Source organism: Aeromonas sp. TECH754 (assembly GCF_056279295.1).
In genome coordinates this window covers 2,549,098-2,570,678 of record NZ_JBWBRA010000001.1, presented here as the reverse complement: position 1 = coordinate 2,570,678, position 21,581 = coordinate 2,549,098, and the positions used below count along the sequence as shown (strand labels likewise).

The window sequence follows — 21,581 nt, the reverse complement described above, 5'->3', positions numbered from 1 at the left end:
ATCAATTAAATTGTTGGCTTGATGCTTGCTTTACTCCGGCACTGGCGGTTGATAATTGAGAAAAATGATGGGATTCAAGGCTGGACTTGGCCGTTTCAAAGAGTACCGATGGTTGCTGACCAAGGGGGTGGGGACACCGCTGCTGGTGCTCGCCTCGCTCGGCATGGTGGTGTTGCCCATTCCGCCCCTGATGCTGGATATCCTGTTCTCCTTCAACATCGCCCTCTCCATCGTGGTGCTGCTGGTGGCCGTCTATACCCGCCGGCCGCTGGAGTTCGCCGCCTTTCCCACCGTCCTGCTGATTGCGACCCTGCTGCGGCTCGCGCTCAACGTCGCCTCCACCCGGGTGGTGCTGCTGGAAGGCCATAACGGCAGTGCGGCGGCCGGCCATGTGATCGAGGCCTTCGGCAACGTGGTGATCGGCGGCAACTACGCGGTCGGCATCATCGTCTTCATGATCCTGGTGATCATCAACTTCGTGGTGGTCACCAAGGGGGCGGGCCGGATCTCCGAGGTGAGCGCCCGCTTCACCCTGGATGCCATGCCCGGCAAGCAGATGGCCATCGATGCGGACCTGAACGCCGGTCTCATCACTCAGGAAGAGGCCAAGAAGCGCCGTCAGGACGTGACCCAGGAAGCGGACTTCTACGGTTCCATGGACGGTGCCTCCAAATTCGTGAAGGGGGATGCCATCGCCGGCATCATGATCCTCTTCATCAACATCATCGGTGGCTTCATCATCGGCATGGTGCAGCACCAGCTCACCTTCGGCGAAGCGGCCCAGATCTATACCCTGCTCGCCATCGGTGACGGCCTGGTGGCCCAGATCCCGTCCCTGCTGCTCTCCATCGCCGCCGCCATCATAGTGACCCGTCAGAATACCGATCAGGACATGGGCACGGCGGTGCTTGGCCAACTGTTCGACAATCCCAAGGCGCTGGTGATCTCCGCCGGCATCCTGCTGATGATGGGCAGCGTGCCCGGCATGCCGCACCTGGCGTTCCTGAGCCTCGGGGCGTGCGCCGCGGTGGGGGCCTGGTGGTTGCTGCGCCGGGAGAAACGGCAAAAGGCCGGGGTGGCGAGCGGTGAACTCTTGCCGGCCCACGGGGATGCCCCGGTCGAGCAGAAAGACCTGAGCTGGGACGACGTGATGCCGGTGGACATCATCGGGCTGGAGGTGGGTTATCAGCTGATCCCGCTGGTGGACAAGCATCAGGGGGGTGAACTGCTCAACCGGATCAAGGGGGTGCGCAAGAAGCTCTCCCAGGAGTTCGGCTTCCTGGTGCCTGCGGTGCACATCCGCGACAACCTGGATCTCGCCCCGAACCAGTACCGCATCACCCTGATGGGGGTGAGCACGGGGGAGGCGACCGTCTATCACGACAAGGAGATGGCCATCAACCCGGGCCAGGTGTTCGGCCAGATCCAGGGTATTGCGACCCAGGATCCCGCGTTCGGGCTGGAGGCGGTCTGGGTCGCCAAGGAGCAGGTCTCCCAGGCCCAGACGCTCGGCTATACGGTGGTGGATGCCGCGACCGTGGTGGCCACCCACATGAGCCAAATTCTCTCCAATCATGCCGCCCTGTTGCTCGGCCATGACGAGGTCCAGCAGCTGCTGGACATGATCGGAAAACACCAGAGCAAGCTGGTGGAAGGGCTGGTTCCCGAGGTGATCAGCATGGGGAACCTGGTCAAGGTATTGCAAAATCTGCTCAATGAAGGCGTGCCAATTCGCGATATGCGCACTATCCTGCAGACCCTCGTGGAATATGCGCCGCGCAGCCCGGATCCGGAAGTGCTGACAGCGGCCTGCCGTATCGCCCTGCGCAGATTGATCGTGCAGGAGATCGCCGGCCCCGAACCCGAGTTGCCGGTGATCACCTTGTCACCAGAATTGGAACGTATATTGCATCAATCCCTGCAAGCAGGTGGAGGAGATGGCGCCGGCATAGAGCCGGGACTGGCGGAGCGGATGCAGCGCTCGCTGGTGGAAGCCACTCAACGACAAGAACTGGAAGGCCAGCCGGCCGTGCTTCTGACATCGGGGATACTGCGCAATACCCTGGCGAAGTTTGTCAAGAATGCCATTCCTGGATTGCGTGTTCTGTCTTATCAGGAAGTGCCTGATGACAAGCAAATCCGCATCGTCAGTGCGGTAGGACAGAACTAGTTAGCGGAGATGACGGGTGAAGATTAAGCGGTTTTTTGCCAAAGACATGCGAACGGCGCTGGCCGAGGTCAAGGAGACGCTCGGGCCGGATGCCGTCATCATGTCCAACAAGAAGGTCACCGGTGGGGTGGAGATAGTCGCTGCCGTCGATTATCAGTCCCAGGTGCCTGGACCCAAGGATGCGCCGGTTCGCCGTCAGTTGAACGATGAGAGCGTCAATATCTCGTCTGCGGGCAAGCAGATGACGCGCCCGGCTCCCCCCAAGGAACAGAACGAATATTATGCCGATACCCTGGCCGCCCTGCTGGCGCGTCAGCAAAAACTCAACCCGGCCAATCCGGCGGGTGCTGGCAATCCATCGCCGGGTGCCTGGCCCGCGAATGCGGCAGGCAATGGCAACCAGTCCGCCGGTCTGGTGTCCGCCAATGCGGCCCCCAGAACCCTGGCCGAGCAGGGCCAGTGGGGCGCGGCCCCCGAGCCCGCTAAGCCAAAGCCGCGTGCCGCCCAGGGCCCGCGTCCAGCCCCGACTCCCCAACGGGATCAGGAGATGGAGGGGATGCGCAAGGAGATGGCCAGCATCCGCAAGCTGCTGGAGCATCAGATCTCCGGTCTGATGTGGCAGGAGGTGGAGCGCCGCGAGCCGATGCGGGCGCTGCTCATCAAGGAACTCAAGAAGATGGGGTTCGACGATGCCTTCGCCGATCAGCTGGCGGGCCTCATCCCGGAAGACATGCCCATCCATCAGGCCATGGCCCAGTTGGCCGAGGTGCTGACAGCCCAGCTCAAGATCAGTGAAGACGACATCTTGCGCCAGGGTGGCGCCGTGGCGCTGCTCGGCCCGACCGGGGTCGGCAAGACCACCACCATCGCCAAGCTGGCGGCCCGTTTTGCCATGAAATATGGCGCCGAGCAGGTGGCGCTCATCACCACCGACAACTACCGGATCGGCGCCCATGAACAGCTGCAGACCTATGGTCGCATCATGGGCTGTCCGGTGCGCCAGGTGCGCGATGCCGAGGAGCTGGCCAATGCGCTCTATCAGTTCCGTCATCGCCGGTTGGTGCTCATCGACACCGCCGGGGTGGGGCAGCGCGACATCCGCTTGACCGAGCAGCTCGATACTTTGGTCAAGAATGCCAAGGTGCGCATTCGCAGCTATCTGGTCATGTCTGCCACCTCCCAGCGACGGGTGATGCAGGAGGCGGTGGATCACTTCCGGCGCATCCCGCTCAGTGGTTGCATCCTGACCAAGCTGGATGAGAGCCTGAATCTGGGTGAAGTGATCAACGTATGCATTCAGAACGCCCTGCCCATCAGCTACATCACCGATGGACAGCGGGTGCCGGAAGATATTCAAGTTGCCAATGCGGCGCTGCTGGTCGGTGCCGCCATGGGCTCGCTCGAGCGAGAAGCAGAGGATCCCTACTTCTGGGGATCGGGTTTTGGCGAGACCGAAGATTCGGAGTTTTATGAGTAACATGTATATGGATCAGGCGAGTGGTCTGCGCAAAATGCGTCAAAACAATCGAGTGAAAGTGATCGCCGTGTCCGGAGGCAAGGGGGGCGTGGGCAAGACCAACGTCACCCTGAACGTGGCGGGAGCCATGGCCGCCCAGGGCAAGCGCGTCTTGGTACTGGATGCCGATCTTGGTCTGGCCAACGTCGATGTCATGCTCGGGCTGCGGGTACACCGCAACCTGTCCCATGTGCTGGCCGGGGAGTGCACCATCGACGACATCATCGTCGAGGGACCCTACGGCATGATGATAGTGCCAGCCACCTCGGGCACCCAGTCCATGGTCGAGCTCTCCCCGGTGCAACATGCCGAGCTCATCCGTGCCTTCAGCGAGATGAAGACCCAGGTCGACGTGCTGCTGGTGGACACGGCGGCGGGGATCTCCGACATGGTGCTGAGCTTCACCCGCGCGGCCCAGGACATCATGGTGGTGGTGTGCGACGAGCCCACCTCCATCACCGATGCCTATGCCCTGATCAAGATCCTGTCCAAGGATCACGGGGTGTTCCGCTTCAAGGTGGTGGCGAACATGGTGCGCTCCTTGCGCGAAGGGCAGGAGCTCTACGCCAAGCTGACCCGGGTCACCGACCGCTTCCTCGACACCTCGCTGGAGCTGGTGGCCTGCGTCCCCTACGATACCAACCTGCGGGCCGCCGTGCGCAAGCAGAAGCTGATCGTCGAGGCCTTCCCCAAGTCGCCCGCCGCACTGGCGTTTCGCGCTCTGGCCAACAAGGCGGCGAGCTGGCCCATCCCGAATCAACCGGGCGGCCATCTCGAATTTTTCCTGGAAAATTTATTGCAAAAGCCGGTCATAGCACAGGAAGACTCCCGTGAATAAAGCCCAAGCATACTTGCGTCATCAGGATTCCTATGTGCTGGTGGAGCGTCATGCTCCGCTGGTGAAACGGATCGCCCAGCATTTGTTGGCTCGCCTGCCGAGCAGTGTCTTGCTGGATGACCTGATCCAGGCAGGTATGATTGGGCTGCTCGAAGCCTCCCGCAATTTTGACGGCAGCAAGGGCGCCAGCTTTGAAACCTATGCCGGTATCCGCATTCGCGGTGCCATGCTCGACGAGATCCGCCGTGGCGACTGGGTGCCGCGCTCGGTGCACCGCAACAGCCGGGCCATCGCCGAGGCCATCGAGAACGTGGAGCAGGCCCATGGCCGGGATGCCCGCGACAACGAGGTGGCCTCCCGGATGGGAGTCTCCCTCGGCGAGTATCACGCCATGTTGCAGGACGTCTCCTGCGGCAAGATCATCGGCATCGAGGATCTGGGGGTCAGCGAGGATGTGATAGGGCATCCCGATGACGCCAGCGGTCACGGTGGCTTCGACGATCTGGCGGCCGAGCGCTTTCAGGGCGCGCTGGCCGAACACATCGCCCGCCTGCCCGAACGGGAGGCGCTGGTGCTTTCGCTTTATTACGACGAAGAGCTGAACCTGCGCGAGATTGGTGAAGTCCTGAGCGTAAGTGAGTCTCGGGTGAGCCAGATCCACAGCCAGGCCATGCACCGATTGCGCGCGCGTTTGAGAGATTGGAATGTATAAGTGATTGTACTGGCTACACTGGAACGCAACTCTAAGGCATAATCCGCACCATTCAACCTGCATTCAGCATCATGTAAATCAGCCGTTTTGGCGGCTATTTAGGAGGGAATTTTGGACAAGAACATGAAAATCCTCATCGTGGATGACTTTTCAACGATGCGCCGGATTATCAAGAACTTGCTGCGTGACCTGGGATATAACAATACCCACGAAGCAGACGATGGCAACACGGCGCTACCGATGTTGAAAAACGGCGACTACCAGTTTGTGGTCACCGATTGGAACATGCCTGGCATGCAGGGCATCGACCTGCTCAAGGCCATTCGCCTCGATGACAAACTCAAGCACCTGCCGGTGCTGATGGTGACTGCGGAAGCCAAGCGCGAGCAGATCATCGAAGCCGCCCAGGCAGGGGTCAATGGTTATATCGTCAAGCCGTTTACCGCCGCCACTCTCAAAGAGAAGCTCGACAAAATCTTTGAACGTATCGGTTAAGGAGTGGCAGGGATGACGGCCAAAACGAGTGCCCTGATCTCGCTCGATCAGGCAAGGATGCTGGTGGCCCACCTTGAGCAAGGGGAGTTTGAACAGGCCGATACCATCCTCGCCGAGGTGTGTGCCCCCAATGCGGCGGCGCTGTTCGACAAGGTGGGACAGCTCACCCGCCAACTGCACAACTCTTTGCAGGATTTTCGCCTGGATCCCAGGATCCCCGACCTGGCCACCCACGAGATCCCCGATGCCCGGGAGCGTCTGAGCTATGTCATCGACATGACGGACAAGGCGGCCAACCGCACCATGGATGCGGTAGAAGCCAGCCTGCCCATCGCCGATCGGCTCAATGACAATATTCAGCTGGTCATGCCCAATTGGAACGCCTTGATGAGCCGGGACCTCGAGCTGGGCCAGTTCAAGGCGCTCTGCCATCAACTGAATGATTTTATTAAGGCTTCAGAGGCTGATGCCGATAAGTTACGACAACTGCTGACGGAAATTCTGATGGCTCAGGATTTCCAGGATTTGACCGGTCAGATGATCCGCAAAGTCATCAAGCTGGTGCAGGAAGTTGAAACGAAGCTGATTGAGATGCTGACCATGTTTGGTGAGGCGGTCGCCGAGAACTCGGCACGCAGCCTGCCGGTGAGCGGCATCGAAGCCGAGGGCCCCATCATGAACCCGCAGACAAGGTCCGATGTGGTCAATGGTCAGGATGATGTGGACGATCTGCTGTCTAGTCTGGGATTCTAATGGAGTGACGCATGGCCTTCGAAGTTGATGAAGACATACTGCAAGACTTTTTGGTCGAAGCATCAGAAATATTGGAACAGTTGTCTGAACAACTGGTCGACTTGGAAAAGCGACCCGATGACAAAAATCTGTTGAATGCCATTTTCCGCGGCTTCCACACCGTCAAGGGGGGAGCCGGTTTCCTCTCCCTGACCGAGCTGGTGGACGTCTGCCACGGTGCCGAGAACCTGTTCGACATGCTGCGCAACGGCAAGCGAACCCTCAGTGCCGAGCTGATGGATGTCATCTTGCAGGCCCTCGATGCCATCAACGTCATGTTTGCCCAGGTACAGAATCGGGAGCCGACCAGCCCGGCTTCCGCCGATCTTCTGCACGATCTGCACGAGCTGTGCAAGCCCGAAGGACAAGAACGGCTGCGAACCGCCAGCATTGTCGCCGCTCCGCAACCCGCCACCCTGCCTGAGCCTGTGATCGTCGCCGAGGTGGCGCCTGTTGCCGTGAATGGTGGTGGCTCCATCGATGAAATTTCGGCCGATGAATTCGAGCGGCTGCTCGATGAGCTGCACGGTGCCGGCAAGGCACCGACGGTATCGGTAGCTCCTGTCCTGAGCGGCTCTGGCGACATCACCGACGACGAGTTCGAAGCACTGCTCGATCAGTTACACGGCCAGGGCCAGCACGGCGGCGCGCCGGATTTGAGCCCGCTACAGTCGGTACAAAAAGAGGTGGACGAGCTCATCGATGACGACGAGTTCGAGCGCCTGCTGGATGAATTGCACGGCCGCGGCCAAGCGCCGCAGCACAATATGTCGGCGCCGGTTGCTCCCGCAGTATCTGCACCTGCTCCTGCCGCCCAACCGAGTGCCCCGGCCGTCGCCAGCCCTGCGCCGGTTGCCAAGGCCGCCCCGGTGGTAGCCAAGCCAGCGCCTGCCCCTGCGCCAGCCAAACAGGCCGCCCCTGCCGAGAGCAGCACGGTACAGAACGACACCACGGTGCGGGTGGATACCAAGACCCTGGACGTCATCATGAACATGGTGGGCGAGCTGGTGCTGGTGCGCAATCGTCTGGTGAGCCTCGGTGTCGCCAGCAACGACGAAGAGATGTCCAAGGCGGTGGCCAACCTGGATGTGGTGACCGCCGATCTGCAAGGTGCGGTCATGAAGACCCGCATGCAGCCAATCAAGAAAGTATTCGGTCGCTTCCCCCGGGTGGTACGCGATCTGGCCCGCACCCTCAAGAAAGACATCGAGCTGGTGATGGTCGGGGAGGAGACGGATCTCGACAAGAACCTGGTGGAGGCCCTGGCCGATCCGCTGGTTCACCTGGTGCGCAACTCCTGCGATCACGGCGTCGAGATGCCGGATGTGCGCGAGAAGGCGGGCAAGCCCCGTCAGGGCACCATCACCCTGAGTGCCTCACAGCAGGGGGATCATATCCTGCTCTGCATCGAGGATGACGGCGCCGGCATGGATCCGGAGAAGCTGAAGTCCATCGCCATCAGCCGCGGCGTGCTGGATGCCGACAGCGCGGCGCGCATGAGCGACAACGATGCCTACAACCTGATCTTCGCCCCTGGTTTCTCGACCAAATCGGAGATCTCCGACATCTCGGGTCGTGGCGTCGGCATGGACGTGGTGAAGACCAGCATCGTCAGCCTGAACGGCTCGGTGCACATAGATTCGACCTGGGGCAAGGGCACTCGCCTCGAGATCAAGGTGCCCCTCACCCTGGCCATACTGCCGACCCTGATGGTGGAGGTGGGCAAGCAGACCTTCGCCCTGCCGCTCGGCTGTGTGAACGAAATTTTCCACCTGGATCTGAAGAAGGCCAACGTGGTGGACGGCCAGCTCACCATCATAGTGCGCGACAAGGCGATCCCGCTGTTCTACCTGCACAAGTGGCTGGTGCGCGGCGCCGGCAAGACGGCGCGCCAGGACACCGGCCACGTGGTCATCGTCCAGATAGGCACCCAGCAGGTGGGCTTCGTGGTGGATAACCTCATCGGCCAGGAGGAGGTGGTGATCAAGCCCTTGGACAACCTGCTGCAAGGCACCCCTGGGATGGCCGGCGCGACCATCACCAGCGATGGAGGCATCGCCCTCATTCTGGATGTGCCCAGCCTGCTCAAGGCTTACGCACGTCGCCACTGATCGTTCTGGCCCAAGGAGTTAGAAGAATAACAATGGCAGTCAAGGTACTAGTGGTCGACGATTCGAGTTTCTTCCGCCGCAGGGTGAGCGAAATCATCAATCAGGATCCGCTGATGACGGTGATCGACACGGCCCAGAACGGGCGGGAGGCGGTGGACAAGGCGTTGCAGTTGCGGCCCGACGTCATCACCATGGACATCGAGATGCCGGTGCTCGACGGCATCAGCGCCGTGCGCGAGATCATGGCCAAGTGCCCGACCCCCATATTGATGTTCTCCTCGCTGACCCACGAGGGTGCCAAGGCGACGCTGGAGGCGCTGGATGCCGGTGCCCTCGATTTCCTCCCCAAAAAATTTGAAGACATCGCCCGTGACAAGGACGAGGCGGTGCGGTTGCTGCAGCAGCGCGTCAGGGAGATCGCTCGCAAGCGCTTCCTGATGGCGGCCAAGCCCAGAGCCCCCGAGCCCCTGGTGCGTCCCGCCCTTGGCGGCAGCCTGACGCGCCCCCTCGAGCGCCAGCCCGAGCCGGTTCGCGCCCCGAGCGCACCCGCCAGCTTCAAGCGCAGCGGCAAGAGTTATCAACTGGTGGCGATCGGGACGTCCACCGGCGGCCCGGTGGCACTGCAAAATGTGCTGACCAAGCTGCCCGGCGACTTCCCGCACCCGATCTTGCTCATTCAGCACATGCCGGCGACCTTCACCGCGGCGTTCGCCGCCCGTCTCAACGGGCTGTGCCAGATCGGCGTCAAGGAGGCCGAGGACGGTGATGTACTGAAGGCGGGCCATGCCTATCTGGCGCCAGGCGGCAAGCAGATGCTGCTGGAGGGACGCGGTCCTGGGGCTCGCCTGCGCATCATCGAGGGCAATGACAAGGTCAACTACAAGCCTTGTGTCGACATCACCTTCGCCTCGGCCGCCAAGACTTACGGCGACAAGGTGCTCGCCATCGTCCTGACCGGCATGGGAGCCGACGGCCGTGATGGCGCTCGTCTGCTCAAGGAGCAGGGCGCCACCATCTGGGCGCAGGATGAAGCCTCTTGCGTGGTCTACGGCATGCCGCAGGCGGTCGCCAAGGCCGGCATCGCGAGCGAATCCCTGCCGCTGGATCGGGTGGCGCAGCGCATCCTGGTCGAGTTGGGTCGCTGAGCATGAGCATGCTCGGCCTGGTGCTGGCGTTGGGCGCCGTTGCCGTTGCCCAGTGGTGGCACGGTGGCAGCCTGCTGACCCTGCTCGATGGTCCGGCCTTCGTCATCGTCGTTGGCGGTACCTGGGGCGCGGTGATCCTGCAAACCCCCCGCAAGTACATGCTGGCGGCGCTCAGGCAGGCGCGCTGGATGCTGTTCCCGCCGCAGTGGGATCTGGTCCAGCAAGCCGAGCGGCTGCAGAGCTGGGCCCAGTTTGCCCGCCAGCAGGGTCTGTTGGCGCTGGAGAACCAGGCGGAAGAGGAGACGGAACCCTTCACCCGCCAGGGCCTCACCATGATAGTGGACGGCGTTTCCATCGACGACATTCGCCGGCTGCTGGAGGCGGACATCGACATCGAGCAGGAGCGCAACGAGCACGCCGCCCGAGTCTTCGAGTCCATGGGGGGCTACAGCCCGACCATCGGCATCATAGGGGCGGTGATCGGTCTCATCCAGGCGATGTTCCATCTGGAAGAACCGAGCACACTCGGCGCCGGCATCGCCATCGCCTTCGTCGCGACCATCTACGGAGTGGGGTTTGCGAACCTCATTTATCTGCCTGTTGCGAATCGTCTTCGAGCATTCCACTACCAATACGGCCTCTATCAGGAGATGACGCTGGAGGGGCTGCTGGCCATCGCCCACGGGGAGAATGGCCTGCAGGTTGAGCGGCGGTTACGGGCTTATCTGAAAGGGGAATAGCCATGCGCAAGCGCTACCGTTTGCACCTGCAGGGACGAGAGCACCTCGATCGCTGGCTGGTCTCCTACGCCGATTACATGACGCTGATCTTTGCCCTGTTCGTGGTGCTTTATTCGGTGGCCATGGTCAACAAGGAGCAGTATCGCGCCGTTATCGATGGCATGACCCAGGCATTCAATCAGGCAACCCCGCGTAGCGATGGCTTGCTGGAAGGGCAGGGCAAGTCGTTGCTGGACAACCCGGTATCGGCCGCCCCCTCGTTGCTGGAGAGTGCGGCGTCCCCCTCACCCTCGCTCGCCCCCATCACGGGCACTCCCATCTCGCAAGATGGCACGGCCCTTGCGACCATAGCGCTGCAACTGCAGCAGGCCATGGGCGCTCTGGTCGATGCCGGCGTGGTCAAGCTGGCCCAGGATGACAACTGGATCACGGTGGAGCTGAGTTCCGGCCTGTTGTTCAACAGTGGCAGCGCCTTTCTCGGCAGCAATGCGGCCCCGGTGATCGATACGCTTTCAGGTATTCTGACGCCGGTCGATAACTATGTCAGGGTGCGGGGCTATACGGATAACCAACAGATAAACAATGAGATTTTTCGCTCCAACTGGGCTCTGTCCGCGGCAAGGGCCGAGGCCGTGCTCAATGCCCTGGTGGGCAAGGGCATAGTGCCACAGCGGCTCGCCTACGAGGCCTATGGAGAATTCTCCCCCTTCGCCGATAACAGCACTGAGCAGGGCCGGCTGCAGAATCGCAAGGTGGTGGTCGCCATTTCCAGGTTCGCCTGGGTGCCGCCAGCCCCCGCCAATCCGGTGACGGCGACCCCTGTGCCAGCCGCTCAGCAGGCGTCAGAGGGCGAGGATGTCAGGGTGGTGACGCTACCCGATGGCGGCATACGCATAACAACAAGGCAGGATTGATACAGTGATTGTTTGGACGGTTGCCAATCAGAAAGGTGGAGTCGGTAAAACCACCACAGTGGTCTCTCTCGCAGGGCTGTTGGCCCAGCGTGGCCAGCGCGTGCTGCTGATCGATACCGACCCTCATGCCTCCCTGACCTCCTATTTCGATTTCGATTCGGACCGGCTGGAGGGCACCCTCTATGAGCTGTTCCAGGCGACCAAGCCCAGTGTCGAGCTGGTCAACCGCATGACCCTCAAGACCAAGTTCGACAACCTTCATTTGCTGCCAGCGTCGATTACCCTGGCGACCCTGGATCGGGTGATGGGCAACAGGGAAGGGATGGGGTTGGTGCTCAAGCGCGCCCTGTTGCGGGTGCAGGATCAGTATGACTACGTGCTCATCGACTGCCCGCCGGTGCTCGGGGTCATGATGGTCAACGCACTGGCGGCCTGCGACAGGATCCTGGTGCCGGTGCAGACCGAGTTTTTGGCCCTCAAGGGGCTGGAGCGGATGATGAAGACCTTCGAGATCATGCAGCGCTCCAAGCGGGACAAGTTCCGCTATACCGTCATCCCGACCATGTTTGACAAGCGCACCCGCGCCTCCCTGATGACACTGCAGTCCATCAAGGAGCAGTATGGTGAGGCGGTGTGGAATGCGGTCATCCCCATCGACACCAAATTCCGGGATGCCAGCCTGCTGCACATTCCGCCTTCGATCTATGCGCCGGGCAGCCGTGGTACTTACGCCTACGAGACCCTGCTCAACCATCTCGATGCTCAGGAGCGTCAACGGACCCAAGAGGTGATGTCATGAGAGAAACCACCCAGGTGCGGGCCATGGACGACTATTTCAACTCCCTGCTGCTGGACGATGCCCTGCTGCGGGAGAGTCTGGATGACGAGGAGCCGGCGCCGGTACTGCAGCGTCAGGCCAAAGCCATCTCGCAGCCCGAGGTGGTCGTCGCCCCCTATCTCGAAACCGACACGCGGCTCGAGCAACTGAGCGAGCTGCTTGCCCAGGTGGGTCAGGTGCAGTTCGAGATGGATGCCCTGAGCCATGAGGAGAGCCACGCCGAGCCCTTGCAGATCGAGGTAGAGCTCGAGACCCGCGCGCCAGTCGAACTCGAACCGGCGCAGCCCGAGATCATCCCGGCACCTGTCGTCATCGAGCCGGCCACCCTGCTGGTGACCGAACCCGAGCTGGCGCCCCGGCTCGAGGTGGAGGCCGCTCCGTCGAGCTGGGAGAATCTGGACACCGGCAACGAGTTTCAGGCACTCTTCTTCGATGTGGCGGGGGTGACCTTTGCGGTGCCCCTGACCGAGCTTGGCGGCATTCACCAGCTGGGGGAGGTGACTTCCCTGTTCGGCCAGCCGGCCTGGTACCGCGGCATCATGGCCTCCCGGGATCAGAAGATGAACGTGGTGGACACGGCGCTCTGGGTGATGCCGGACAGATCACTGGATGTCACCGACTACAAGTATCTGATCATGCTGGGAGAGTCCCCCTGGGGGCTGGCCTGCCATCAGCTCAAGGGCACCGAGCTGTTGCGTCGGGACCAGGTGAAATGGCGCCATCAGGAGGGCAAGCGCCCCTGGCTGGCGGGCATGGTCAAGGAGAAGATGTGTGCCCTGCTGCACGTCAGGGAATTGCTGGTGCTGCTCGGGCGTGGCGTGAACATTGAAGGTCGCTGAGAATATCGGCAATACCGTGGTTTTATTGCTAATTTTACCCGTTGACGGGTTCATACAAGGATTAAGAGCATGACAGAGAAGCGCAATATCGCACAGAATCTGGCCGAAGATGAAGTGCTGCAGTGGGTGACCTTCCAGCTGGAAAACGAGACCTATGGCATCAACGTGATGCAGGTCCAGGAGGTGTTGCGCTACACCGAGATCGCCCCGGTACCGGGTGCCCCCGACTATGTGCTGGGCATCATCAACCTGCGTGGCAATGTGGTGACCGTCATCGACACCCGCTCCCGCTTCGGCCTGCCGGCCGGGGATGTGAGCGAGAACTCGCGCATCGTGATCATCGAAGCGGAGAAGCAGGTGATCGGCATCATGGTGGACAGCGTGGCCGAGGTGGTCTATCTGCGTTCCTCCGAGATCGATCCCGCCCCGGCGGTGGGCACCGAGGAGAGCGCCAAGTTCATTCAGGGGGTCAGCAACCGCGATGGTCAGCTGCTGATCCTGGTGGATCTCAACAAGCTGCTCTCGGACGAAGAGTGGGACGATATCGGCTCCCTGTGATCGGGAACGGAAGTACGAGACAATGCGGGCTTCGGGCGCACATGCCTGGGGTCGCATTGCTCGGTTTGCTTGACTGGAAGGTGATAGCTTGATGATTGAATTCGCAGCCTTGGGGTTGTCCTTGTTGGCACTGGTGCTGGCCCTGGTCGGGATATTCGGCCAGCGTCGCAGCCGACGAGAGTCCGAGGCCAGGGTAGAGACGCTGCAGGGCCAGCTCGAGAGTCTGCGCAAGCAGATGATGGAGCTCCATACCGGGGCCATCGGCATGGGCCAGCGCCTGCAATCGGCCGAAGGGGCCATGCAGAAGATCCATGACAGCCAGCAGGAGCTGACCCTGCAGGACCCGGAGCGCCGTCTCTACAGCCGCGCCGCCAAGATGGTGGAACTCGGTGCCGATCTCGATGAAGTCATGAGCGAGTGCGAGTTACCGCAAGCCGAAGCCGAGTTGCTGATCTCCCTGCGCAAAGGCCGCTCCTGAATCCTGAGGGGAGGTATTCGCTTCCCCGATTTCCCTTGCCACATATGCCTCTGGCAAGGCGCGATCTCCCCCACAAATCCTGCTGATTGTTGGCATCTTTGAAAAGACGCTCTCCAATCCTGTGTTAACATGCAGGCCGCCTCTTTCCATTGATTAAATCCTCATGCTGCTTCAAGCCAACAATCTGAGCTGCGTGCGTGAAGATCGCACTCTGTTTGAACATCTCTCTTTCGCGGTGACGCCCGGCGATCTGGTGCAGATTGAGGGCCCGAACGGGGTGGGCAAGACCAGCCTGCTGCGGTTGCTGACCGGGCTGTCCCAGCCCTTTGCCGGTGAGGTATGCTGGAACGGGGAGGATATCCGCCGTTGCCGCGATGAGTACCATGCCAATCTGCTCTATCTGGGCCATCAGCCCGGGGTCAAGGCGACCCTGACTCCCCTCGAGAACCTCGCCTTCTACCAGAAGCTGCACGGCACCGGTTCCCATGACGTGGATCTGTGGCAGGTGCTGGCCCAGGTCGGCCTCGCCGGTTTCGAAGACTACCCGGCGGGCCAGCTCTCGGCGGGCCAGCAGCGCCGAGTGGCGCTGGCCAGGCTCTGGCTGTCGGCGCGACCGGCACTCTGGATCCTGGACGAGCCCTTCACCGCCATCGACAAGCAGGGGGTCAAGGTGCTCGAGCGGTTGTTCCTGACCCACGCCGAGCGCGGCGGCCTGGTGATCCTCACCACCCACCAGGACTTGACCCTGATGCAGGGACGCCTGAAGACCCTCTCTCTCACCCCCTTGCTGCAGGATGCTGTCTGATGCTGAGCGCCGTATTCACCCTGATCCAGCGGGAGCTGCTGATGGCCCTGCGCCAGCGCGCCGACATCTTCAACCCGCTCTGGTTCTTCCTCATCGTCATCACCCTGTTCCCCCTCGGCATCGGACCCGAGCCCAAGCTGCTGGCCCGCATCGCCCCCGGTATCATCTGGGTGGCGGCCCTGCTGGCGGCCATGCTCTCCCTGGAGCGGCTGTTTCGCGATGACTTCAGCGACGGGTCGCTGGAGCAGATGATGCTGATGCCCCATCCACTCGGGCTGCTGGCGTTGGCGAAAGTGGTCGCTCACTGGCTGCTGACCGGGCTACCGCTGCTGCTGGTCTCGCCCCTGCTCGCCATCTTGCTGTCGCTGGACATGAAAACCTATCTGGCGGTGGTCGCCACCTTGGCCCTCGGCACTCCGATATTGAGTCTGCTTGGCGCGGTCGGGGTCGCGCTGACGGCGGGGCTGCGCAAGGGCGGGGTGCTGCTCAGCCTGCTGCTGTTGCCGCTCTACATCCCGGTGCTGATTTTCGCCACCTCCGCCATCGATGCGGCCAGCATGGGGTTGCCCTATGCCGGTCAGCTCGCGATCCTGGGGGCCATGCTGGTGGGGGCACTGACCCTGACGCCGCTGGCCATCTCGGCGGCGCTGCGGGTCAGCGTTAACTGATTAATTATGCAAGAAGTCCTTTTTGAGGCCTTTTTTGAGAATATCTAATTGAGATAGATCAAGGGGATGGCTGCTTATTGCTTTCGGGGGATATGATGTTTCCCGGCTGTGGGTATGGTAGGCCTCGCCACTAAAAATTAATAACTGAAAGGTTCTGTGAGCTATGTGGAAATGGTTGCACCCTTATGCCAAACCCGAGCGAGCCTACCGGCTGGCGGGGACCCTGCTGCCCTGGTTTGCCGTGATCAGCCTGCTGGCCTTCATCACCGGCACCGTCTGGGGGTTGGCATTCGCGCCTTCGGATTACCAGCAGGGGGACTCTTTCAGGATCATCTACATCCATGTGCCCTCCGCCATCCTCTCCATGGGAGCCTACTCCACCATGGCGGTGGCGGCCTTCATCGGGCTGGTGTGGCAGCTGCGCATGGCTGACATGACGGTGGCTGCCGTCGCCCCGGTGGGCGCCGTGTTCACCTTCATCGCACTGTTCACTGGCGCCGCCTGGGGCAAGCCCATGTGGGGCACCTGGTGGGTCTGGGATGCCCGCCTCACTTCCGAGCTCATCCTGCTGTTCCTCTATCTGGGGGTGATCGCGCTCTACAACGCCTTCAGCGACAAGGTGGTGGCAGGACGTGCCGCCGGCATACTGGCGTTGGTGGGGGTGATCAACCTGCCCATCATTCATTACTCGGTGGAGTGGTGGAACACCCTGCACCAGGGCGCCTCCATCACCAAATTCGACAAGCCCTCCATCTCGGCCGAGATGCTGTGGCCGCTGCTCATCATGATACTGGCGTTCGCGACCTTCCTCGGCGCCCTGACCCTGATGCGGTTCCGCAATGAGCTCCTGATGCGGGAGTGGCATCGCCCCTGGGTCGCCGACATCGCCAGGCAGGAGAAGTAAGCATGCACTTTGCCTCATTCAGTGACTTCGTGGCCATGGGCGGTTACGCCTTCTACGTCTGGCTCTCCTTCGGTCTGACCCTGCTCTGTCTGGTCGGCATCGTCATTTCCACCCGGTTGAAAACCCGCAGCCTGCTCGGCGAATTGCGCAACAAGCAGGCCCGCGAGGCCCGCCGTCAGGCAGCCCAGCAGATGGAGAACACCCTATGAACCCGAGACGCAAGAAACGCCTCAGCATCATCCTGGCCATCAGCCTCGGCCTCGCCGGCGTGATTGGCCTGGTGCTCTATGCCCTCAGCCAGAACATCGATCTCTTCTATACCCCGAGCGAGCTGGTCGAAGGCAAGGGAGCGGACAAGATCAAGCCGGAGGAGGGACAGCGTCTGCGCATCGGTGGCCTGGTGGTGCCGGGGTCGGTGGCGCGGGATCCCCAGAGCCTCAAGGTCGCCTTCAAGCTGGTGGACAACGGTGGTCATCTGGTGACGGTGGAGTTTGACGGTATTCTGCCGGACCTGTTCCGCGAGGGGCAGGGCATCGTCGCTCAGGGCACCCTCAAGGATGCCACCACGGTCGCCGCCTTCGAGGTGCTGGCCAAGCACGACGAGAACTACATGCCGCCCGAGGTAGCCGATGCCACCAACGGGATGCACTTCAAGCCGGAATATACCGAGGCGCAGCTGAAGGGGGCCACACAATGACCCCGGCAGCATCAGTGCCATTCTCACCGTCTCCTGCCCGTGCACCGGTTCATGCCGCGGCTCAATTGAAAGGAAGTCGTTCATGATCCCGGAATTAGGTCAATTTGCACTGATCCTGGCCTTTGCCACCGCCCTGCTGCTGGGCAGCTACCCGCTGCTCGGCGCCAAGCTGGGTCGCCTCGGCATGATGTCGGCGGCCAGACCGCTGGCTTATACCCAGTTTCTGCTGTTGCTGCTGTCGTTCCTCTGCCTGACCTGGGCCTTCGTCGACAACGACTTCACCGTGCAGTACGTGGCCACCAACTCCAACAGCCTGCTGCCGCTCGCCTACCGCATCTCGGCGGTGTGGGGCGCCCACGAGGGATCCCTGCTGTTGTGGGTGCTGACGCTCGGCGGCTGGACCGCCGCCGTGGCGCTGTTCAGTCGCCGTCTGCCGCTCGATGCGGTGGCGCGGGTGCTCGGCGTGCTCGGCCTCATCTCGGTCGGTTTCACCGCCTTCGTGCTGTTCACCTCGGATCCCTTCACCCGTACCCTGCCGTACTTCCCGGTGGATGGACGCGACCTCAATCCGCTATTGCAGGATCCCGGCCTCATCTTCCATCCGCCCATGCTCTACATGGGGTATGTGGGCTTCTCGGTGGCCTTCGCCTTCGCCATTGCCTCCCTGATGACCGGCCGACTCGACGCCACCTGGGCGCGCTGGTCCCGTCCCTGGACCATGGCCGCCTGGGTGTTCCTGACGCTCGGCATAGTGCTCGGCTCCTGGTGGGCCTATTACGAACTCGGCTGGGGCGGCTGGTGGTTCTGGGATCCGGTGGAAAACGCCTCCTTCATGCCCTGGCTGGCGGGCACAGCGCTGCTGCATTCACTGTCGGTGAGCGAGAAGCGCGCCAGCTTCAAGGCCTGGACCGTGCTGCTGGCGCTGTCGGCCTTCTCCTTGAGCCTGCTCGGCACCTTCCTGGTGCGCTCCGGTGTGCTGGTGTCGGTCCATGCCTTCGCCTCCGACCCGACCCGCGGCCTGTTCATCCTCGGCTTCCTGCTGGCGGTGATCGGCAGCTCCCTGCTGCTGTTCGCCTTCAAGGGCTCTCAAGTCAAGAGCCATGGCAAGCACGCGCTGTTGAGTCGCGAGACCCTGTTGCTTGGCAACAACATTCTGCTGGTGGCGGGCCTGCTGACCGTGCTGCTCGGCACCCTGCTACCCCTGGTGCACAAGGAGCTGGGGCTTGGCAGCATCTCCATCGGTACCCCCTTCTTCAACCACATCTACAGCTGGCTGATCATCCCGTTCGCCCTGCTGATGGGGCTGGGGCCCCTGTTCCGCTGGCGTCGCCAGGAAGTCGGTGAACTCAAGGGCAAGGTGATCTTCGCGCTGGTATTGAGCCTGGCCGCCGCCTTCCTGCTGCCCTTGCTGCTGGCCGAGGAGTTCAAACCCTGGGCGGCGCTCGGCATTGGTCTGGGCGCCTGGATCATCATCACCAGCGTGCAGGAGACCTGGGTGCGCGCCACCCACAAGCACAGCTTCTCCACCGGAGTGCGCAAGCTCGGCAACAGCCACTGGGCCATGATCCTGGGTCATGTGGGGCTCGCGGTCAGCATCATCGGCATCGCCTGCACCCAGAACTACAGCATCGAGAAGGACCTGCGCATGCAGGCAGGCGACAGGGTGAAGTTCGCCGACTACGAGTTCGTCTTCACCGGCATCAAGGAGAAGAACGGCCCCAACTACGACGGCTTCAAGGGCGTGCTGGAAGTGCACCAGAACGGCAAGCAGGTCGCCCTGCTCAAGCCCGAGAAGCGGATGTACAAGGTGAGCCGCATGCCGATGACCGAGGCCGCCATCGACGCGGGCATCACCCGGGATCTCTATGCGGCGCTCGGCGAGCAGCTCGACAACGGGGCCTGGGCGGTGCGGATCTACTACAAGCCATTCGTGCGCTGGATCTGGTTCGGCGGCGTCTTCATGGCCATCGGCGGTGTGCTGGCGATGCTGGACAAGCGTTATCGGTTCGGTCGCCGTGACGAGGAGGCCAAGGCATGAGCAAGAAGACCTGGCTGTTTCTGCTGCCGTTCATCATCTTCCTGATGGGCGCGGTGTTCCTGTTCAAGGGGCTCTATTCCGATCCCACCAAGCTCGAATCCGTGATGGTGGACAAGGAGGTGCCGATGTTCACCCTGCAGGACATCTATGACCTCGACAAGCAGCACGACAGGAGCATCCTCAAGGGACGCCCCATGCTGCTCAACGTCTGGGCGACCTGGTGCCCGACCTGCTATGGGGAGCACACCTATCTCAAACAGCTGGCGGGGCAGGGTATCTACATCGTCGGCATGAACTACAAGGACGAGCGGGACAAGGCCATCAAGTGGCTGGCGGAGCTCGGCAACCCTTATCAGGTCAACCTCTATGATCCCGACGGCATGCTGGGGCTGGATCTCGGCGTCTATGGCGCCCCCGAGACCTTCTTCATCGACAGCCAGGGCATCATCCGCTATCGCCATGTGGGGGATGTGAATCCCGAAGTCTGGGCCTCGACCCTCAAACCCATCTTCGATGCCATGAAATAAGGGAGCCATAGATGAAAACACTGATTGCTTCTTTATTGCTGATGGCGGGCCTGCTCGGCGCCGGTCAGGCCCGCGCCGCCATCGATGTCTACACCTTCGACAGCGACGCCCAGGAGCAGACCTTCCGGGAGCTGACCAAGGAGCTGCGTTGCCCCAAGTGTCAGAACCAGGACATCGCCGACTCCAACGCCGGGCTTGCCAAGGACCTGCGGGACAAGACCTACCAGATGGTGCGCGAAGGGAAAGACAAGCAGCAGGTGGTGGACTACATGGTGGCCCGCTACGGCAACTTCATCCTGTATGACCCGCCCATGATGGCCTCGACCCTGATCCTGTGGCTCGGCCCCTTGCTGGTCATCGTCATCGGCGCCACCACTGTGGTGGTGCGCAGCCACCGCCGTTCCCCCGCCGCCGTCCAGGTACAGAGCGCCCTGAGCGCGACAGAGCAGGCCCGGCTGGCCGCCCTGCTCAAAGAGGAAGAGAAACAATGACCGCTTTTTGGATAGTGATCGCGGCCCTGCTGGTGCTGGTGAGCCTGGCGCTGATCTTGCCGCTGTGGCGCGGTGAGGGTAGCCAGAGCATCAGCCGCTCGGCGCTCAACAAACAGCTCTATCGCCAGCGCCTGCTGGAGATAGGCGAGGAGCGCGAGCAAGGGGTGCTGGCGGAGGAGTCGGAATCTCTGGTGGAGCTGCAGCGCAGCCTGCTGGACGACATCCCCGATGTGGAGCAGACCGCCCGTGGCGGCAAGAGTCTGGTGTGGATCCCGGGCGTGTTGGTGCTGGTGGTGGTGAGCCTCGGCCTTTACTACAAGCTGGGTGCCTGGCCCGAGGTGCAGCGCTGGCAGGATGCCAGCAGCCGGCTCGGGGAGCTCAGCAACCGCATCCTGGTGGAGCGTGACAGCGCGGTGACCGAGCAAGATCTGCTGGACTTCACCTTAGGCCTGCGCACCCGCCTCAAGGATGAGCCGAACGATTATCGCGGCTGGTTGCTGCTGGGTCGGCTGACCCTGGATGGCAACGATCCCGAGATGGCCCGTGAGGCGCTGGAGCGGGCCTATGGCCTGGCGCCGCAAAAATCCATGGTGGCGGTGCCCTATGCCCAGGCGCTGATGATGACGGGGGAGGAGGCGCAGGCGGCACAACTGCTGCAGGCCGCCATCACCCAGGATCCTGCCAACATAGAGGCGCGTTCCGTCTACGCCTTCATGGCGTTGCAGAAGGAGGACTTCCAGACCGCCCTCGATCGCTGGCAGGCGATGTTGCCGCTGCTGGAGAAGGGCTCGACCCGCCACGCCATGGTGGAGCGCTCCATCGAGTACGCCGAGCAGCAACTGCGCCAGCGCGGCATAGCCCCGACCGCTGCCCCGGCCGCTGCCCCGGCCGCTCAGGCGACTACCCAGGCAGAGGCTCAGGTGCTGGCGGTGAAGGAGGGGGAATTCCCGCTCCACATCAGCCTGGCGCCGGGGATCCAGCTGCCGGAAGACGCCCACCTGTTCGTGTTTGCGGTGATCCCCAACGGCCCGCCCATGCCCATCGCGGTCAAGCGTATCCCGGGTCCCGGCTTCCCGCTGACCCTGTCTCTCGGGGATGGTGACGCCATGATGGAAGGCAGCAAGCTGGCGGCCTATCCCGAGTTGCAGTTCAAGGCCCGTTTGTCCCGTGGCGGCAACGTCATGGACAAGGAAGGGGCCTTCGAAGGGGTCTCTGTCACGGTACCTACGACCTCAATTCCTACAGCGCCGATTGACATCCGCATCGATCACGCCCTCTAATACCCTCTTGGCCCGACCCCGGGAT

23 protein-coding genes are annotated in these 21,581 nt (G+C 62.1%); all 23 read left to right on the top strand.

The annotated features are described in order from the left end of the window. Positions 1-67 precede the first annotated feature (67 nt). The 23 genes from flhA to ccmI all read left to right on the top strand — a co-directional run bounded on the left by flhA (position 68) and on the right by ccmI (position 21,556). The gene (gene flhA / locus ACZ9IL_RS11400) at positions 68-2,170 is read left to right on the top strand and encodes a flagellar biosynthesis protein FlhA (RefSeq protein ID WP_476005344.1); all 2,103 of its coding nucleotides are present in this window, start codon (positions 68-70) and stop codon (positions 2,168-2,170) included. Between the two features lie 16 nt (positions 2,171-2,186). Further along, positions 2,187-3,647 (top strand): flagellar biosynthesis protein FlhF, encoded by a 1,461-nt coding sequence (gene flhF, locus ACZ9IL_RS11395; RefSeq protein ID WP_476003622.1) that lies wholly within the window; start codon positions 2,187-2,189, stop codon positions 3,645-3,647. 1 nt (position 3,648) lies between these two features. After that, positions 3,649-4,524 carry a MinD/ParA family protein gene (locus tag ACZ9IL_RS11390; RefSeq protein ID WP_042642243.1) on the top strand — a complete coding sequence of 292 codons (876 nt, stop codon included), beginning with the start codon at positions 3,649-3,651 and terminating at the stop codon, positions 4,522-4,524. Beyond that, the gene (locus ACZ9IL_RS11385) at positions 4,517-5,236 is read left to right on the top strand and encodes an RNA polymerase sigma factor FliA (RefSeq protein WP_476003621.1); all 720 of its coding nucleotides are present in this window, start codon (positions 4,517-4,519) and stop codon (positions 5,234-5,236) included. Before ACZ9IL_RS11390 ends, ACZ9IL_RS11385 begins: the two co-directional genes overlap by 8 nt. Before the next feature lie 123 nt (positions 5,237-5,359). Further along, entirely contained in the window at positions 5,360-5,731 is a 372-nt protein-coding gene (cheY, locus tag ACZ9IL_RS11380; protein ID WP_425266319.1) for a chemotaxis response regulator CheY, read from the top strand. Between the two features lie 12 nt (positions 5,732-5,743). After that, on the top strand, positions 5,744-6,484 hold the full coding sequence (locus ACZ9IL_RS11375) for a protein phosphatase CheZ (RefSeq protein ID WP_476003620.1): 741 nt from the start codon (positions 5,744-5,746) through the stop codon (positions 6,482-6,484). 11 nt (positions 6,485-6,495) lie between these two features. Continuing rightward, a complete protein-coding gene (locus ACZ9IL_RS11370) occupies positions 6,496-8,634 on the top strand; it encodes a chemotaxis protein CheA (protein WP_476003619.1) in 2,139 nt (712 codons plus the stop codon). A 32-nt stretch (positions 8,635-8,666) separates the two neighbouring features. Continuing rightward, entirely contained in the window at positions 8,667-9,779 is a 1,113-nt protein-coding gene (locus ACZ9IL_RS11365; RefSeq protein WP_476003618.1) for a protein-glutamate methylesterase/protein-glutamine glutaminase, read from the top strand. A gap of 2 nt (positions 9,780-9,781) precedes the next feature. After that, entirely contained in the window at positions 9,782-10,519 is a 738-nt protein-coding gene (locus ACZ9IL_RS11360) for a flagellar motor protein (RefSeq protein WP_476003617.1), read from the top strand. 2 nt (positions 10,520-10,521) lie between these two features. Then, positions 10,522-11,433 carry a flagellar motor protein MotB gene (locus tag ACZ9IL_RS11355; RefSeq protein ID WP_476003616.1) on the top strand — a complete coding sequence of 304 codons (912 nt, stop codon included), beginning with the start codon at positions 10,522-10,524 and terminating at the stop codon, positions 11,431-11,433. 4 nt (positions 11,434-11,437) lie between these two features. Next, positions 11,438-12,232, top strand: coding sequence for a ParA family protein (locus tag ACZ9IL_RS11350; protein ID WP_476003615.1), 795 nt, complete (start codon positions 11,438-11,440; stop codon positions 12,230-12,232). Continuing rightward, positions 12,229-13,110 (top strand): chemotaxis protein CheW, encoded by an 882-nt coding sequence (locus ACZ9IL_RS11345; RefSeq protein WP_476003614.1) that lies wholly within the window; start codon positions 12,229-12,231, stop codon positions 13,108-13,110. Before ACZ9IL_RS11350 ends, ACZ9IL_RS11345 begins: the two co-directional genes overlap by 4 nt. Before the next feature lie 69 nt (positions 13,111-13,179). Continuing rightward, positions 13,180-13,668: a chemotaxis protein CheW gene (locus ACZ9IL_RS11340; protein WP_033130834.1), complete on the top strand. Its 489-nt coding sequence runs from the start codon at positions 13,180-13,182 to the stop codon at positions 13,666-13,668. A gap of 91 nt (positions 13,669-13,759) precedes the next feature. Beyond that, positions 13,760-14,146 carry a DUF2802 domain-containing protein gene (locus tag ACZ9IL_RS11335; protein WP_476003612.1) on the top strand — a complete coding sequence of 129 codons (387 nt, stop codon included), beginning with the start codon at positions 13,760-13,762 and terminating at the stop codon, positions 14,144-14,146. A gap of 163 nt (positions 14,147-14,309) precedes the next feature. Then, positions 14,310-14,951, top strand: a complete 642-nt coding sequence (gene ccmA, locus ACZ9IL_RS11330) for a cytochrome c biogenesis heme-transporting ATPase CcmA (protein WP_476003611.1) — start codon at positions 14,310-14,312, stop codon at positions 14,949-14,951. Continuing rightward, entirely contained in the window at positions 14,951-15,619 is a 669-nt protein-coding gene (gene ccmB, locus ACZ9IL_RS11325) for a heme exporter protein CcmB (RefSeq protein ID WP_476003610.1), read from the top strand. The genes ccmA and ccmB overlap by 1 nt, the downstream gene beginning before the upstream one ends. A gap of 163 nt (positions 15,620-15,782) precedes the next feature. Further along, a complete protein-coding gene (locus ACZ9IL_RS11320) occupies positions 15,783-16,523 on the top strand; it encodes a heme ABC transporter permease (RefSeq protein ID WP_476003609.1) in 741 nt (246 codons plus the stop codon). A gap of 2 nt (positions 16,524-16,525) precedes the next feature. Further along, complete coding sequence (ccmD, locus tag ACZ9IL_RS11315) at positions 16,526-16,732, top strand: heme exporter protein CcmD (RefSeq protein WP_476003608.1); 207 nt, start codon at positions 16,526-16,528, stop codon at positions 16,730-16,732. Continuing rightward, positions 16,729-17,220 carry a cytochrome c maturation protein CcmE gene (gene ccmE / locus ACZ9IL_RS11310; protein ID WP_476003607.1) on the top strand — a complete coding sequence of 164 codons (492 nt, stop codon included), beginning with the start codon at positions 16,729-16,731 and terminating at the stop codon, positions 17,218-17,220. Before ccmD ends, ccmE begins: the two co-directional genes overlap by 4 nt. Positions 17,221-17,302: 82 nt before the next feature. Next, positions 17,303-19,258: a heme lyase CcmF/NrfE family subunit gene (locus ACZ9IL_RS11305; RefSeq protein ID WP_476003606.1), complete on the top strand. Its 1,956-nt coding sequence runs from the start codon at positions 17,303-17,305 to the stop codon at positions 19,256-19,258. Then, complete coding sequence (locus ACZ9IL_RS11300; protein WP_476003605.1) at positions 19,255-19,785, top strand: DsbE family thiol:disulfide interchange protein; 531 nt, start codon at positions 19,255-19,257, stop codon at positions 19,783-19,785. The genes ACZ9IL_RS11305 and ACZ9IL_RS11300 overlap by 4 nt, the downstream gene beginning before the upstream one ends. A gap of 11 nt (positions 19,786-19,796) precedes the next feature. After that, the gene (locus ACZ9IL_RS11295; protein WP_476003604.1) at positions 19,797-20,276 is read left to right on the top strand and encodes a cytochrome c-type biogenesis protein; all 480 of its coding nucleotides are present in this window, start codon (positions 19,797-19,799) and stop codon (positions 20,274-20,276) included. After that, positions 20,273-21,556: a c-type cytochrome biogenesis protein CcmI gene (gene ccmI, locus ACZ9IL_RS11290; RefSeq protein ID WP_476003603.1), complete on the top strand. Its 1,284-nt coding sequence runs from the start codon at positions 20,273-20,275 to the stop codon at positions 21,554-21,556. Before ACZ9IL_RS11295 ends, ccmI begins: the two co-directional genes overlap by 4 nt. Positions 21,557-21,581 lie beyond the last annotated feature (25 nt).

Bases quoted from the DNA above. Each gene is read 5' to 3' on its own strand.
- flhA (WP_476005344.1), top strand. From the start codon at position 68: ATGGGATTCAAGGCTGGACTTGGCCGTTTCAAAGAGTACCGATGGTTG.
- ACZ9IL_RS11390 (WP_042642243.1), top strand. From the start codon at position 3,649: ATGTATATGGATCAGGCGAGTGGTCTGCGCAAAATGCGTCAAAACAAT.
- cheY (WP_425266319.1), top strand. From the start codon at position 5,360: ATGAAAATCCTCATCGTGGATGACTTTTCAACGATGCGCCGGATTATC.
- ACZ9IL_RS11375 (WP_476003620.1), top strand. From the start codon at position 5,744: ATGACGGCCAAAACGAGTGCCCTGATCTCGCTCGATCAGGCAAGGATG.
- ACZ9IL_RS11370 (WP_476003619.1), top strand. From the start codon at position 6,496: ATGGCCTTCGAAGTTGATGAAGACATACTGCAAGACTTTTTGGTCGAA.
- ACZ9IL_RS11365 (WP_476003618.1), top strand. From the start codon at position 8,667: ATGGCAGTCAAGGTACTAGTGGTCGACGATTCGAGTTTCTTCCGCCGC.
- ACZ9IL_RS11360 (WP_476003617.1), top strand. From the start codon at position 9,782: ATGAGCATGCTCGGCCTGGTGCTGGCGTTGGGCGCCGTTGCCGTTGCC.
- ACZ9IL_RS11355 (WP_476003616.1), top strand. From the start codon at position 10,522: ATGCGCAAGCGCTACCGTTTGCACCTGCAGGGACGAGAGCACCTCGAT.
- ACZ9IL_RS11345 (WP_476003614.1), top strand. From the start codon at position 12,229: ATGAGAGAAACCACCCAGGTGCGGGCCATGGACGACTATTTCAACTCC.
- ACZ9IL_RS11340 (WP_033130834.1), top strand. From the start codon at position 13,180: ATGACAGAGAAGCGCAATATCGCACAGAATCTGGCCGAAGATGAAGTG.
- ACZ9IL_RS11335 (WP_476003612.1), top strand. From the start codon at position 13,760: ATGATTGAATTCGCAGCCTTGGGGTTGTCCTTGTTGGCACTGGTGCTG.
- ccmA (WP_476003611.1), top strand. From the start codon at position 14,310: ATGCTGCTTCAAGCCAACAATCTGAGCTGCGTGCGTGAAGATCGCACT.
- ccmB (WP_476003610.1), top strand. From the start codon at position 14,951: ATGCTGAGCGCCGTATTCACCCTGATCCAGCGGGAGCTGCTGATGGCC.
- ACZ9IL_RS11320 (WP_476003609.1), top strand. From the start codon at position 15,783: ATGTGGAAATGGTTGCACCCTTATGCCAAACCCGAGCGAGCCTACCGG.
- ccmD (WP_476003608.1), top strand. From the start codon at position 16,526: ATGCACTTTGCCTCATTCAGTGACTTCGTGGCCATGGGCGGTTACGCC.
- ccmE (WP_476003607.1), top strand. From the start codon at position 16,729: ATGAACCCGAGACGCAAGAAACGCCTCAGCATCATCCTGGCCATCAGC.
- ACZ9IL_RS11305 (WP_476003606.1), top strand. From the start codon at position 17,303: ATGATCCCGGAATTAGGTCAATTTGCACTGATCCTGGCCTTTGCCACC.
- ACZ9IL_RS11300 (WP_476003605.1), top strand. From the start codon at position 19,255: ATGAGCAAGAAGACCTGGCTGTTTCTGCTGCCGTTCATCATCTTCCTG.
- ACZ9IL_RS11295 (WP_476003604.1), top strand. From the start codon at position 19,797: ATGAAAACACTGATTGCTTCTTTATTGCTGATGGCGGGCCTGCTCGGC.
- ccmI (WP_476003603.1), top strand. From the start codon at position 20,273: ATGACCGCTTTTTGGATAGTGATCGCGGCCCTGCTGGTGCTGGTGAGC.